Origin of the sequence: Mesorhizobium sp. M0678 (genome assembly GCF_040320505.1) — a bacterium.
Lineage (GTDB): Bacteria > Pseudomonadota > Alphaproteobacteria > Rhizobiales > Rhizobiaceae > Mesorhizobium.
In genome coordinates this window covers 21,293-33,944 of record NZ_JAMYPT010000013.1, presented here as the reverse complement: position 1 = coordinate 33,944, position 12,652 = coordinate 21,293, and the positions used below count along the sequence as shown (strand labels likewise).

General features: G+C 61.1%; 15 protein-coding genes. 5 read left to right on the top strand and 10 right to left on the bottom strand.

Going from position 1 to position 12,652, the window contains the following annotated elements; all coding sequences use genetic code 11:
• Window positions 1-74: 74 nt before the first annotated feature.
• From petA to NKI29_RS22035, 4 genes are all read left to right on the top strand, one after another.
• A complete protein-coding gene (petA, locus tag NKI29_RS22050) occupies window positions 75-635 on the top strand; it encodes a ubiquinol-cytochrome c reductase iron-sulfur subunit (protein ID WP_023679478.1) in 561 nt (186 codons plus the stop codon).
• A 16-nt stretch (window positions 636-651) separates the two neighbouring features.
• Window positions 652-1,953, top strand: a complete 1,302-nt coding sequence (locus tag NKI29_RS22045) for a cytochrome b (RefSeq protein ID WP_352568013.1) — start codon at window positions 652-654, stop codon at window positions 1,951-1,953.
• An 88-nt stretch (window positions 1,954-2,041) separates the two neighbouring features.
• Window positions 2,042-2,914: a cytochrome c1 gene (locus tag NKI29_RS22040; RefSeq protein ID WP_023679477.1), complete on the top strand. Its 873-nt coding sequence runs from the start codon at window positions 2,042-2,044 to the stop codon at window positions 2,912-2,914.
• Window positions 2,915-3,127: 213 nt separating this feature from the next.
• The gene (locus tag NKI29_RS22035; protein WP_023679476.1) at window positions 3,128-3,673 is read left to right on the top strand and encodes an adenine phosphoribosyltransferase; all 546 of its coding nucleotides are present in this window, start codon (window positions 3,128-3,130) and stop codon (window positions 3,671-3,673) included.
• A gap of 43 nt (window positions 3,674-3,716) precedes the next feature.
• On the opposite strand, the gene NKI29_RS22030 is transcribed toward NKI29_RS22035, so the two are convergent.
• The 8 genes from NKI29_RS22030 to NKI29_RS21995 form a co-directional block, all read right to left on the bottom strand.
• Window positions 3,717-4,187, bottom strand: a complete 471-nt coding sequence (locus tag NKI29_RS22030; RefSeq protein WP_023678444.1) for a MaoC family dehydratase — start codon at window positions 4,185-4,187, stop codon at window positions 3,717-3,719.
• Window positions 4,184-4,645 carry a MaoC family dehydratase gene (locus tag NKI29_RS22025; RefSeq protein ID WP_352568012.1) on the bottom strand — a complete coding sequence of 154 codons (462 nt, stop codon included), beginning with the start codon at window positions 4,643-4,645 and terminating at the stop codon, window positions 4,184-4,186. Before NKI29_RS22025 ends, NKI29_RS22030 begins: the two co-directional genes overlap by 4 nt.
• Before the next feature lie 134 nt (window positions 4,646-4,779).
• Window positions 4,780-5,754: a magnesium/cobalt transporter CorA gene (gene corA / locus NKI29_RS22020; protein ID WP_352797234.1), complete on the bottom strand. Its 975-nt coding sequence runs from the start codon at window positions 5,752-5,754 to the stop codon at window positions 4,780-4,782.
• A gap of 217 nt (window positions 5,755-5,971) precedes the next feature.
• The gene (gene ychF / locus NKI29_RS22015; protein WP_352568011.1) at window positions 5,972-7,075 is read right to left on the bottom strand and encodes a redox-regulated ATPase YchF; all 1,104 of its coding nucleotides are present in this window, start codon (window positions 7,073-7,075) and stop codon (window positions 5,972-5,974) included.
• Between the two features lie 77 nt (window positions 7,076-7,152).
• Entirely contained in the window at window positions 7,153-7,716 is a 564-nt protein-coding gene (locus NKI29_RS22010; RefSeq protein ID WP_352568010.1) for a hypothetical protein, read from the bottom strand.
• A 3-nt stretch (window positions 7,717-7,719) separates the two neighbouring features.
• Window positions 7,720-8,445 (bottom strand): aminoacyl-tRNA hydrolase, encoded by a 726-nt coding sequence (pth, locus tag NKI29_RS22005; RefSeq protein WP_352568009.1) that lies wholly within the window; start codon window positions 8,443-8,445, stop codon window positions 7,720-7,722.
• 23 nt (window positions 8,446-8,468) lie between these two features.
• Window positions 8,469-9,113 carry a 50S ribosomal protein L25/general stress protein Ctc gene (locus NKI29_RS22000; RefSeq protein ID WP_352469743.1) on the bottom strand — a complete coding sequence of 215 codons (645 nt, stop codon included), beginning with the start codon at window positions 9,111-9,113 and terminating at the stop codon, window positions 8,469-8,471.
• 244 nt (window positions 9,114-9,357) lie between these two features.
• A complete protein-coding gene (locus NKI29_RS21995) occupies window positions 9,358-9,852 on the bottom strand; it encodes a DUF2938 domain-containing protein (RefSeq protein WP_023678437.1) in 495 nt (164 codons plus the stop codon).
• A 95-nt stretch (window positions 9,853-9,947) separates the two neighbouring features.
• Here NKI29_RS21995 and NKI29_RS21990 point away from each other — a divergent pair, with 95 nt between their 5' ends.
• A complete protein-coding gene (locus NKI29_RS21990; protein ID WP_031212133.1) occupies window positions 9,948-10,625 on the top strand; it encodes an ArsR/SmtB family transcription factor in 678 nt (225 codons plus the stop codon).
• Window positions 10,626-10,837: 212 nt separating this feature from the next.
• Here NKI29_RS21990 and NKI29_RS21985 read toward each other — a convergent pair whose 3' ends face one another.
• The gene (locus NKI29_RS21985) at window positions 10,838-11,518 is read right to left on the bottom strand and encodes a response regulator transcription factor (RefSeq protein WP_023678433.1); all 681 of its coding nucleotides are present in this window, start codon (window positions 11,516-11,518) and stop codon (window positions 10,838-10,840) included.
• Window positions 11,496-12,605 carry a sensor histidine kinase gene (locus NKI29_RS21980; protein ID WP_352797232.1) on the bottom strand — a complete coding sequence of 370 codons (1,110 nt, stop codon included), beginning with the start codon at window positions 12,603-12,605 and terminating at the stop codon, window positions 11,496-11,498. Before NKI29_RS21980 ends, NKI29_RS21985 begins: the two co-directional genes overlap by 23 nt.
• Between the last annotated feature and the right edge of the window lie 47 nt (window positions 12,606-12,652).

The following is a 12,652-nucleotide window of genomic DNA, read 5'->3' as shown; positions in this document are numbered from 1 at the left end:
CTGTCGGGCCGGCGTGATTGAGCGGGGAACAGGCTCGGCCGCCGGCACGGAAGAGACGAAAGGATCAGGCACCCGTGAGCGCAACCGACACCCAGGATCCCAACCGTCGTGATTTTCTCTACGTCGCCACCGGCATGGCGGCGGTGGTCGGCGCGGGCGCTGTCGCTTGGCCGTTCATCGATCAGATGCGTCCGGATGCCTCGACGCTGGCCCTTGCCTCGGTGGAGGTCGACGTCTCTTCGCTGACGCCAGGAATGTCGCTCGTTGTGAAGTGGCGGGGCAAGCCGGTGGTCGTGCGCAACCGCACCGAGCAAGAGATGAAGGACGGCGAGGCGGTCAATCTCGCCGAGCTCAAGGATCCAATCGCCCGCAACGCCAATTTGCCGGCCGACGCCCCGGCAACCGACGCCAACCGCACCACGCCGGGCAAGGAAGCCTGGATGGTGATGATCCAGGTCTGCACCCATCTCGGCTGCATCCCGCTCGGCCAGGAAGGCGATTTCGGCGGCTGGTTCTGCCCGTGCCACGGTTCAGTATACGATACCGCCGGCCGCATCCGGAAGGGGCCGGCGCCCGAGAACATGGCGGTGCCGGTGTTCCAGTTCATTTCCGACACCAAGATCCGTATCGGCTGAGGCAAGGGATATTTCCATGAGCGAGGGACACTCGACCTATACGCCCAAGACCGGCATCGGACGCTGGTTCGATTCGCGCATGCCGCTGCCGCGGCTGGTCTATGACAGCTTCATCGCCTATCCGGTGCCGCGCAATTTGAATTACGCCTGGACCTTCGGCGGCATTCTCGCGCTCATGCTGGCGGCGCAGATCCTGACCGGTATCGTGCTGGCCATGCACTACGCGGCCGACAGCACTCTCGCCTTCGATTCGGTCGAGAAGATCATGCGCGACGTCAATTCGGGCTGGCTGCTGCGCTATCTGCATTCGAACGGCGCGTCGTTCTTCTTCGTCGCCGTCTACATCCATATTTTCCGTGGCCTCTACTACGGCTCCTACAAGGCGCCGCGCGAGTTGCTGTGGATCCTCGGCTGCATCATCTACCTCTTGATGATGGCGACCGGGTTCATGGGCTATGTGCTGCCCTGGGGCCAGATGAGCTTCTGGGGCGCCACCGTCATCACCGGCTTCTTCACCGCCATCCCGCTGGTCGGCGACTGGATCCAGCAGCTTTTGCTCGGCGGCTTCGCGGTCGACAATCCGACGCTGAACCGTTTCTTTGCGCTGCATTACCTATTGCCGTTCATGATCGCCGGCGTCGTCGTGCTGCACATCTGGGCGCTTCACGTCGTCGGCCAGAACAATCCGACCGGCATCGAGGTCAAATCGAAGACCGACACGCTCGCCTTCACGCCTTACGCGACCATCAAGGATGGGTTCGGCATGATCGTGTTCCTGTTCGTCTTCGCCTATTTCGTCTTTTATCTGCCGAACTATCTCGGCCATCCGGACAATTACACCGTTGCCAACCCCCTGAAGACGCCGGCCCACATTGTGCCGGAATGGTACTTCCTGCCGTTCTACGCGATCCTGCGCGCTATCACCTTCAATATCGGGCCCATCAACTCCAAGCTCGGCGGCGTGCTCTGCATGTTCGGCGCGATTGTCATGCTGTTCCTGGTGCCGTGGCTCGACACCTCGAAGGTGCGCTCGGCAGTCTACCGGCCCTGGTACAAGCTGTTCTTCTGGCTGTTCGTGGCCGACGCCATCCTGCTCGGCTGGCTGGGCTCGCAGCCGGCCGAGGGCAGCTATGTGTTCATGGCGCAGATGGCGACGCTGTTCTACTTCGCCTTCTTCCTGGTAGCGCTGCCGGTACTTGGGCTGATCGAGACGCCGCGGCGGCTGCCGAATTCGATCACCGAGGCGGTGCTCGGGAAGAACAAGGGTAGCGGTGGACATCCTGCCGGCGCCACGGCCGCGCCGGAAACCAAAGGCTGAGCATGATCCCGAAAAGTGGAAACCGGTTTTCGGACAAGATCATGCTCGAGACGATGACAGCGCGTCAGAGAATCTCAAGGGGATTTGCATGAAGAAGATTCTCACCTCGCTGGCGCTGCTTGGCCTTGTGGCCGCGGGCATTGGGGCCACAGGCACTGGAGCGCGCGCCCAGGAAGAGGCGCACAACGAGGCGGCGCCGACGCATTTCCCGATACACGAACCAAAGGAAATGGACTGGAGCTTCGCCGGGCCGTTCGGCACCTACGACAAGGCCCAGTTGCAGCGCGGGCTGAAGGTCTACAAGGAAGTCTGCTCAGCCTGTCATTCGATGAATTTGGTGGCGTTCCGCACGCTGGAAGGCCTTGGCTATTCGGATGCGCAGATCAAGACGCTGGCGGCCGAATACACGATCCACGACGGCCCGAACGATGCCGGCGACATGTTCGATCGCCCCGGCAAGCCGTCCGACCATTTCCCGGCGCCGTTCCCCAATGCGGAAGCGGCGGCGGCGGCCAATGGCGGCGCAGCACCGCCCGACATGTCGCTGCTGGCCAAGGCGCGCGGCGTTGAACGCGGCTTCCCGCGCTTCGTCTTCGACATCTTCACGCAATATGCCCAGGGCGGTCCCGACTACATCCACTCGCTGCTGACCGGCTACGACCAGCAGCCGCCGGCGGGCATGGTCATACCGGAAGGCACGCACTACAATCCGTACTTCCTGTCCGGTGTGTCGCTGAAGATGCCGAAGCCGCTCTCCGACGGCCAGGTTACCTATGATGACGGCGCGCCGCAGACGGTCGACCAGTATTCTCGCGACGTGTCGGCCTTCCTGATGTGGGCGGCCGAACCGCATCTCGAGGACCGCAAGAAGACCGGCTTTCGCGTACTGGTCTTCCTGCTGCTGTTCGGCGCACTGGTCTACCTGACCAAGCGCAAGGTGTGGGCCGGCGTGGCGCACTGAGCCCGGCAACACACGAGACCGGGAGGGCGTCGAAAGGCGCCCTTTTCATTGCAGGCATTTCGATTTATTGCAGCCGTCGCTGAGCACGCCCTTTGCCGGACAATTTTCCGTCAGGCGTCACATGGCGGTAGCCGGACTTGGCTGCACCGGGTTACGATTGGCCAATTCCCTTCACGTCTTCAGCCGAATCTGAAAGGCCCGGAGAGCCGCTTGATGAAATCCTCGCTCGAAGAGACGCTGCTTGCCGCGATCCGCACCATTCCGGATTATCCCAAGCCGGGGGTCCTGTTTCGCGACATCACCACGCTGCTCGGCAATGCGCGGGCCTTCCGCCGCGCCATCGACGAACTGGTGCATCCCTATGCCGGCCTCAAGATCGACAAGATCGCCGGCATCGAGGCGCGCGGCTTCATCCTCGGCGGCGCCATCGCCCACCAGCTCTCGGCCGGCTTCGTGCCGATCCGCAAGAAGGGCAAGTTGCCTTACGAGACGGTGCGCGTCGCCTACAGCCTGGAATACGGGCTGGACGAGATGGAGATGCACAAGGACGGTGTTTCTCCAGGCGAGAAGGTAATCCTCGTCGACGATTTGATCGCCACCGGCGGCACGGCCGAGGCGGCCGTCAAGCTATTGCGGCAGATCGGCGCCGATATCCTCGCCGCCTGCTTCGTCATCGACCTGCCGGACCTTGGCGGCCGAGAGAGGTTAGAGGCGCTCGGCGTACCGGTGAGGACGCTGATCGGGTTTGAGGGGCATTGAGCGTTTCTTCCTTCTCCCCTGTGGGAGAGGGAAAGAACTCCGCTCATTCCACCTTCACCAGCACGGCACTTTCGAATTCGATGACCTTGTCGCCGGTCGAATCGAAGGCCTCCGAGCGGAGCGTCAGCAGCCGCCAGCCCGGTCGCGAGGCGATGGGGCGATGGGCCAGCGCGGTGCGGGTGAAAGTCACGGTTTCCCCGGCATAGACAGGTTTGGGCCATTTGAGGTTCTTGAAGCCGGGCGAGGGGCCGAATTCCGGCACCGGCCCAGGACCGGGCCAGCGGGCGACCTCTGCCTCTATGCCAGCCTCGAGGTTCAATTTCATCCAGGTGGCGGCGGTGTGCCAGCCCGAGGCGCAGAGCCCGCCGAATATGCTGTTCCTCGCCGCCTCTTCGTCGATATGGAATATCTGCGGGTCGTATTTGCGGGCGAACGCCTTGATCGCCTCCGGTTCGAATCGATGTGAACCGAGCGTGACGGTGATACCGATGCAGAAGAATTCGTCGAGGCTCACGCACTGCCCTCGCGGGTGAGGAACATGACGGTGTTTTCGAGCTCGAAAACACCTTCGCCGCGCTGGTTGAACAACTCGCTGCGCATGGTCACCAAGCCAAGGCGGGGTTTCGATCTGGACAGTCGCTTGGCAAGGACGGTGGTGCTGCCGGTCAACAGGTCGCCGGCCAGGACTGGCCGTTTCCATTTGACCTGGTCGACGCCCGGCGCGCCCTGCGAGGTCGAGTCGAGCAGGAAGGCATCGCACAGCATGCGCATGAACATGGCGCAGGTGTGCCAGCCCGAAGCCGCCAGCCCGCCGAGAATGCTGGCCTGGCCCGCGGCCTCGTCGAGATGCATCGGCTGGGCATCGAATTCACCGGCGAATTCTATGATTTCGGCGGCACTTACCAGCTTGGTGCCGAGGTCGAGCGAAGCGCCCTCGATAAAATCCTCATAAGCCCAGGTCTTTGCGGTCATGGTCTGGAAATCCTGTTCAGGATTGTACGATCGCTACGGGTCCGGGTCCCGGATGCAGGCAGCGTGGCATTTGGTCAAGCAATTTCTATTGCGCCAGCCCGCTGCGCCCAAGCCGCAGCGCGGTATTGACGACCCTATAGCCAGCCGCGGCGGCGGAAATACCAGAAGGGCAGGATTGCCGAAAGCACCATCATGCCGATGGCGAAGGGATAGCCAAAGTGCCATTTGAGCTCAGGGATGATGTCGAAATTCAGGCCGTAGATCGAAGCGACAAGCGTCGGCGGCAGGAAGATGACAGCGGCGACGGAGAAGATCTTGATGATGGCGTTCTGCTCGATCGAGATCATGCCGAGCGTCGCGTCGAGCAGGAAGCTGATCTTCTGCGACAGGAACGTGGCGTGGTCGGCGAGCGACAGCACGTCGCGCGACAAGGTCTTGATGCGAGCGCGGGTGTCCTTGCTCATCCTGCTTTGCGTGGAGGCATGGGCGAGAAAGCCGGCAAGGCGCTGCAGCGAGATCAGGCTGTCGCGGATCGAGGAGGCGAGGTCCTCCTTGCGGCCAATGCCTTTCAACAGCTCCTGGAAGTCGCGGTTGCGCTTGGAAACCTTGGTCGAGCGTGCCTCGAAGATGTCGCGCGAGATCGCCTCGACGTCGCGGCCGGCGCGCTCCAGAATGTCGGCGAGGCGGTCGACGATCGCCTCCAGCAGTCCGATCAGGATGGTGTCACCGCTGGTGCAACCGGTCGCCACCTTTTCGGCGCGCAGCGGAAAGGTCTTGAACGCCTTCGGTTCGTGGTACCGCACGGTGATCAGCCTGCTGCCGGCGAGCACGAAGGTAACCGGCGACATCAACGGATCGTTCACCTCGGTCTGCGCAGGCAGAATGGCGGTCATGAAGTAGGCGCCGTCCTCGACGTAGAGACGGCTCGAGATCTCGATCTCTTCCATCTCTTCGCGGGTCGGAACGGCGACGCCGAGCCAGGTCTCGATTGAAGTCTCTTCTTCCTTTGTCGGGTTGAAGAGGTCGACCCAGACGACAGTGTCGCTGTTTTGCAAGAGATCGTCGACCAGGCGCAGGCGATCATTGTCGACGACGAAGGCCTTGATCATCGCCGGGTCTCCCTTGCTGTTGCCAAAGAGCGTTCGTTTGGAGGGGGCGCGTCAGTCACATCGCACGGACACGGGCAGGCGAGGCGCGAGGCCGGTGCAGAGGCCCCTTAGACCCCGCACGATGGCCCGTCAAGCAGCGCAAGAGGCACTGCGACACCCTGCTTTGAAGTTTGTCATCGAGCGACGGCAATGGTGACCATCGGGCTCCCTCGCCGGGTCAGGTGTTGAACTTGAACAGCATGATGTCGCCGTCCTGGACGACATACTCCTTGCCTTCGTCGCGCGCCTTGCCGGCCTCCTTGGCCGCCACTTCGCCGCCCAGCCTGACGAAGTCGTCATAGGCGATGGTCTGGGCGCGGATGAAGCCGCGCTCGAAATCGGTGTGGATGACGCCTGCCGCCTGCGGCGCCTTGGCGCCCTTGTGCACGGTCCAGGCGCGTGTCTCCTTGGGGCCAACGGTAAAGTAGGTGATGAGCTGGAGCAGCTCGTAGCCGGCGCGGATGACCTTGTTCAGGCCGGGTTCGTCCAGACCGAGCGTTGCCAGGAATTCCATTTCCTCTTCGTCCGAGAGCTGGGCGACCTCGGCCTCGATCGCCGCGGAAATCACAACGGTGCGGGCACCTTGCGCGGCGGCCATCTTCTCGACCGCCCTGGTATGCGCGTTGCCGGTGGCGGCATCGGCTTCCGCGACGTTGCAGACGTAAAGCACCGGGTGTGAGGTCAAGAGATTCAGCCCCTGCAGGATGCGCAGATCCTCAGCCGAGATGCCGTTGAGCAGGATGCGGGCGGGCTTGCCGGCCTGCAACAGTTCAAGCGCCGCTTCCATCATCGGAAGTACGGTCGCTGCTTCCTTGTCCTTGCCGGCGGCACGCTTGCGGATCTGCACGATACGGCGCTCGAGGCTGTCGAGGTCGGCAAGCATCAATTCGGTCTCGACGGTCTCGGCATCGGCGACAGGATCGATGCGGCCCTCGACATGGGTGACGTCGTCATCCTCGAAGCAGCGCAGCACATGGACGATGGCGTCGACCTCACGGATGTTGGCGAGGAATTGGTTGCCAAGCCCTTCGCCTTTGGAGGCGCCACGCACCAGGCCGGCAATGTCGACGAACGAGATGCGGGTCGGGATGATCTCCTTCGACTTGCCGATCGCGGCGATCTTCTGCAGGCGCGGGTCGGGCACCGCCACCTCGCCGGTATTCGGTTCGATGGTGCAGAACGGATAATTGGCGGCCTGCGCCGCCGCCGTCCTGGTCAACGCATTGAAGAGCGTCGACTTGCCGACATTGGGCAAGCCAACGATGCCGCATTTGAAACCCATTTTTGTCTGGTCCTATCGGGAAATCGAAATTTGAGCAGGGCTATGGGCGAAAGCGCCGATGATCGTCAAGGCGCAATTCAATTCAGACGCTGCGCGATGTCATCGGTGCCTATCGCCAACGAACGAACGCCGGACCTGCTCAGTATTTGTAGAAGATGCCAGAACGCGTCGACCTCAGCGGTTCCGAAATCGATGGTCAGTTGCCCGTCGAGCAATTGCGCACTGTGAATGACGTTTCCGACGGTCTCTGATGTTTCACGCTCGCCATCGATATCGAACCAGCCGCGAAACCATTCGTCGAAGAGATCGCCGTCGAGCTCATTTATAGGGAATTTAAAATGAGCCTCATCCCACCTGAAAGGTGAGATGAGGACATCCATTCCACCCATCCCGGCGTGAATATCCGGAGAGAATTTCACATAGGAATCGCTGTTGATGAATTGCGGATTTGGCTGTCCGTCATTACTGACGAAATCAACCGCGATGAAATTTCGATAGAAGGAATCGACGTTCGAAAACTTGATTTCGGTCGCATGCGATCCTTGGCTGTTGCGAGCAAGTTCGCCGGCAGCGGCGACGAAATAATCAACATACTTCTGTCTGATGAGACGGACCAATTCCTGAATGTCATCCAGATCCATGGCTCAGTCCTTGCCGCCAAAAAGCTTCTTCAGCATGGCCGCCATCGGGCCGGTTTCGGGCAGCTTGGCCGCCGGCTGCTGCGGCCGCGCCTGGCGGACGTGGCTTTGCGCCTTTGGCGCCTTGGGCGGCGGGCGATCGTCGTCGTCCGTCGGCGTGAGCTTGTCGCGCAGCGCCAGCGTCACGCGGTTCATGAACGAATTGTCGTCGCCCTTGGCAAGCAATCCGGCACCATCGGCGATTGCGTCGAGCAGCACGTCCAGCCATTCGCGGTCGCCCTTGGCGAAATCGCCAAGCACATGGCCGTGCACCATTTCCTTGACGCCGGGATGGCCGACGCCGATGCGCACACGGCGAAAATCCTTGCCGACGTGCTGGTCGAGCGAGCGGATGCCGTTGTGGCCGCCGGAACCGCCACCGACCTTGACCCGCACCTTGCCGGCGGCAAGGTCGATCTCGTCATAAAAGACAGTCAGCGCCGAAGGGCCGAGCTTGTAGAAGCGCAAGGCTTCGCCGACCGACTGGCCGGACAGGTTCATGAAGGTCTGCGGCTTGATCAGGATCACCTTTTCGCCGGCAAGCGTGCCTTCGGCGATCAGACCCTGGAATTTCTTCGACCAGGGCGAAAAGGAATGGCGGCGGGCGATCGCGTCCGCCGCCATGAAGCCGACATTGTGCCGGTTGTTGGCGTATTTCGCGCCCGGATTGCCGAGGCCTGCAAAGACAAGCATCGTCGCCTCCGGGCGGGAAGGGGTTACTTCTCTTCGGCGGCAGGAGCCGCTTCGGGCGCAGCCGCTTCAGTCGTCTCTTCCGCAGCCTCCGGCTTCATCGCCGAGGAGCCGGCAATGGTCGCGATGGTGAAGTCGCGGTCGGAGATCACCGGCTTGACGCCGGCCGGCAAGGTGACGGCCGAAATGTGGATGGAATCGCCGATATCGGTACCGGTGAGATCGACGGTGATGAAATCCGGGATCGCATTGGCTGGGCAGTGGAACTCGACCTCGTGGCGCACGATGTTGAGCACGCCGCCGCGCTTGATGCCGGGCGACTTGTCTTCATTGATGAAGTGCACGGGCACATCGACGTTGACTTCGGTATCCTTGCCGATGCGCAGGAAATCGACATGGACAGGGAAATCCTTGACCGGGTCGAGCTGAAAATCCTTGGGCAGAACCTGGATCTTGTTGCCGTCGACATCGATCGTGGCGACCGTGGTCAGAAACCCGCCGCCATGGATCTTGTAGTAGATGTCCTTGTAGGTCAGCGCAATCGCCAGGGGAGGCTGCTTGTCGCCGTAAATCACTGCAGGCACTTTACCGTTGCGGCGAACTGCACGGGCGGACCCCTTACCGACCTGTTCGCGCGCTTCGGCCTTGAGCTCGTAAGTATCGTGGCTCATGGCATTTCCTTTCGCGTTGTTCTGGAGCGCTCACGGTCAGCGTGGCTGGGCCGTAAACGTCGAAAGCCGACATAGCTAACGCATGACCTGGTCCGAAAACCGGAATCCACTTTTCGGGATCATGCGGGAAGGCGGCCTTCCGCCGCGTTGCCTCCAAGGGTGTCTACGCGGGTGGCGGCTCTATAGCGGAAGGCGGCGCGAGGTGCAAGCGGGCGGAAGGGCGCCAGGGATGGACCGTGTCCCATCAGGCCGGAAGTAGCAGTGCCGAAAGCAATGCTGCAACGTACAGCCCAACCCCGAAAGACAGATGGGCCATAAGGCTGCGCAGGCGCGCAGTGCGCGGATTGGGAACTTTCGAAGCCGCGATGCCGATCCCAAAAGCCGGTTGCATCACGAAGAACGGGGCGACGATGGTGCAGACGCCGATCAACAGGGCCGGAAGCACTGTCGGGTGCCGTGCCCAGTCGAGGCCCCACACTCCAATCAGCGCTGCGGCAAATACGATGCCGGTCGCGTAATGCGCACTCCATCCAATGGCGGTTTCGCCGCGAACGCGGGCAGCTTGTGCGATATTCGCATGTGCAAAACGTCCATGTGGAAAGTGCCCGATCCAGCGGCCGACCCAGGCGTAATCAAGCGGTGGAATCGCGAACATTCGCTTCAGAAACCATCCCCAGAGATCCATCAGGGCTGTCGCGCCGATTCCAATGACGGCCGCACGGACAACGAACTCCAACATTTTGGCATCTCCTGTTTCACCTGTCAGACACTAGCCAGAAAGAATCAATCATTCAACATATTGATTGATTGATTGAGTGATGCTAGCCATGTCACATGAAAAGCGCGGACGTTCACCACCCAATCTTCGACGAAATAGCGGATCTCGCCCGCACCTTGGGGCATGCCCACCGGCTGGTTCTGTTGCGTCACATTGCCGATGGCGAACTGGCCGTCGAACAACTGACGCAACTTTCCGGGATCGCGTTAGCGAATACGTCGCAGCATCTTCAGCACCTCAAGCGAGCGGGCTTGGTGCAGACCCGGCGAGACGGAAAACGCGTTCTGTACCGGCTTGCAGATGGCCCAATCGAAAACGTGCTTGCGGCGCTGCGAAATCTTGCAAACCACAGACGCCAGCAGATCCGTGAGTTTATCAACGATAGGATCAGCCAGCCGGACAGGTTGGAAAACATCTCGCGCGAGGAACTCGTGCGCCGCATGCGAAACGACGAAGTCGTGCTGCTCGATGTCAGGCCGCAGAACGAATTCGTAGCGGGGCATTTGCCGGGTGCGATCAACATTCCCGCCGACGAGTTGGAGCAGCGGCTTGCGGCGCTCCCACGGGAGAAGGTCGTTGTCGCCTATTGTCGTGGAGTCCAGTGCGTTCTGTCGGCCGACGCCTTGGCAATCCTCAGGGCACGAGGCTGGGCCTCGCGCCGGTTCGAAGGCGGCTTGCCCGACTGGGCGGCTGCAGGCCTGGGGGTAGAGGGCGTGAATTACGAAAGCGGTTAACGGCCGCCAAATCGGCGTCGCCGGGCCGGGCCCGAATATAAATGGAAAGCTGGGACCCCGGCGGGGCAATGCCCACGGTGGCTGGACGGCGCTCGCCGGAAGCATGGAAGGGAGGCCAATGAACACCTATTCGTCGGTGGAAGCGGCGTTGCGGAAGGGAAGGCTTCCAGCGAGTGGCGAGAACGGTGCGATAAAGAGGTTCGCTCTACCTTCTATGGCTTCCGCTCGACCAGCATGTAGCCGATCCCACGAACCGTCTGAATGCTAGCCGATGCATCCGGCCCGAGCTTCGCACGTAGATAGCGAATGTATACCTCCACGATCTTCGTCCCGGGTTCGAAGCTGTATGACCAGACATTGTTGAGGATGCGCTCGCGGCTAACCACTTTCCCCGCATTGAGCATGAGGAAATACAGAAGGTCGAATTCGCGTCGGGTAAGGCTGATTTCCCGGTCGCCGTCCGTAAAACGACGAGCGCTCCTGTCGAGATTGAGGCGGCTCACTCGAAGCAACTGCCGATCCACTGCACCCTGACGGCGTCGGCGCAGCGCGTCAATCCTGGCCACCAGTTCATCAAACGCAAACGGTTTCGTCAGGTAATCGTCGGCACCGCCCTTGAGCCCATCTACGCGATCCTGAATTGTCTCCTTCGCGGTCAGCATCAGGATGAGAACCGGCCGCTGCTCCAATCGCACGATCCGGCACAGCTCAAGGCCGTCCAGGTAGGGAAGCAGACGGTCCAGGATCACGAGATCGAATGGATCCGTACGAATAATGGCTAGTCCCTCGCGACCATCCTCCGCGACACTCACGTGGAAGCCTTCGGCCTCCAACCCCCGGCGGAGAAAGTCGGAGACACGCCGGTCGTCTTCAACGATCAGGATTCGAATCATGGGTGCGATGTACCAGCGGCAGTCTGATTCTGAGGAGGGTTCCCGAAGGCTCAATTCCTTCAAGGCCGATTGTGCCATTGTGCCCGTCTATAATCTCCTTGGCGATCGCGAGGCCAACACCAAGGCCATCGGCTGCGGACCTCCCGCCGACACGCCCGCGATAATAACGGTCAAACACGAACGGGAGATCGTTGGCATCGATCCCTGAACCGTTGTCGCGGATGGCGATCTCAAGCATTCCATGACGCTCAGCCATCTCGACTGCTATCGTCTGATATGGCTTTGAGTACTTTATGGCGTTGTCGAAGCCGATCAGCAGCGCTTGCTTTAGGCGCAGGGCGTCACCCCGAATGAGGCAATGATCTGTGTTGAGCGACAGATTAACGGATATCTGCTTGGGACCTGCGAGTACGGAAGCCTCCTGAACGGCCGCCTTCACAACCTCACCGGTATCGATGTTGTGCAAGGAGAACCTGAAATTTTCAGCTTCGGAGCGGGCGAATGCCAGAAGGTCCCCCAGGTTGCGAGCCATATCTTCAGCGCAATTGCGGATTCGGCTCAGAGCTTCGCGGTAAGGTCGAACACGCGGTTGGCCGCGGAGGGCAACGTCGGCCTCTCCGCGGAGAATCGTCAACGGCGTGCGGAGTTCGTGGCTTGCCTCCGCAAAAAATTGTGTGCGTCGGCTATCGATCGCTCTCAGTTGCTCATTGGCTTTCCGCAGTTCACGGGTGCGCAACTGAACCTCCGCCTCCAAGCGGTCCTGTACCGAAATCAGAGCAGCACGTTCGATCTCGAGAGCCTCGGCCATGCTGTTGAAACTTCGCGAGAGGGAAGCGAACTCGTCGCGTCCGGTCGCGGAAACGCGATGGTCGAGCTTGCCTGCAGCGATGGCTTTGGCGCTTTCGTTCAGTTCACGCACAGGTGTGGCGATTGATCGTCGCAGGACGAGGCCGAACCCCAGACTGCCTAGCATGAGCAACGTAGCGAAGCCGCCGGTCAGCAGTAGCAGTCGCCATTGTGCGCCACGGACGCCGGCGAGTTCCTCTCCAACCTCCCTGCGCTCCTCGTGCAAAGCGGCTTCAATCATTTCTTCGAGATCGTTCTCCAGTCGATGCTCCACATCGTTGCGGAAGG

What these genes read in the sequence shown, in the direction of transcription:
- NKI29_RS22045 (WP_352568013.1), top strand. Translation starts at nt 652, where the DNA reads ATGAGCGAGGGACACTCGACCTATACGCCCAAGACCGGCATCGGACGC.
- NKI29_RS22040 (WP_023679477.1), top strand. Translation starts at nt 2,042, where the DNA reads ATGAAGAAGATTCTCACCTCGCTGGCGCTGCTTGGCCTTGTGGCCGCG.
- NKI29_RS22035 (WP_023679476.1), top strand. Translation starts at nt 3,128, where the DNA reads ATGAAATCCTCGCTCGAAGAGACGCTGCTTGCCGCGATCCGCACCATT.
- NKI29_RS22025 (WP_352568012.1), bottom strand. Translation starts at nt 4,645, where the DNA reads ATGACCGCAAAGACCTGGGCTTATGAGGATTTTATCGAGGGCGCTTCG.
- corA (WP_352797234.1), bottom strand. Translation starts at nt 5,754, where the DNA reads ATGATCAAGGCCTTCGTCGTCGACAATGATCGCCTGCGCCTGGTCGAC.
- ychF (WP_352568011.1), bottom strand. Translation starts at nt 7,075, where the DNA reads ATGGGTTTCAAATGCGGCATCGTTGGCTTGCCCAATGTCGGCAAGTCG.
- NKI29_RS22010 (WP_352568010.1), bottom strand. Translation starts at nt 7,716, where the DNA reads ATGGATCTGGATGACATTCAGGAATTGGTCCGTCTCATCAGACAGAAG.
- pth (WP_352568009.1), bottom strand. Translation starts at nt 8,445, where the DNA reads ATGCTTGTCTTTGCAGGCCTCGGCAATCCGGGCGCGAAATACGCCAAC.
- NKI29_RS22000 (WP_352469743.1), bottom strand. Translation starts at nt 9,113, where the DNA reads ATGAGCCACGATACTTACGAGCTCAAGGCCGAAGCGCGCGAACAGGTC.
- NKI29_RS21995 (WP_023678437.1), bottom strand. Translation starts at nt 9,852, where the DNA reads ATGTTGGAGTTCGTTGTCCGTGCGGCCGTCATTGGAATCGGCGCGACA.
- NKI29_RS21990 (WP_031212133.1), top strand. Translation starts at nt 9,948, where the DNA reads ATGAAAAGCGCGGACGTTCACCACCCAATCTTCGACGAAATAGCGGAT.
- NKI29_RS21985 (WP_023678433.1), bottom strand. Translation starts at nt 11,518, where the DNA reads ATGATTCGAATCCTGATCGTTGAAGACGACCGGCGTGTCTCCGACTTT.
- NKI29_RS21980 (WP_352797232.1), bottom strand. Translation starts at nt 12,605, where the DNA reads ATGATTGAAGCCGCTTTGCACGAGGAGCGCAGGGAGGTTGGAGAGGAA.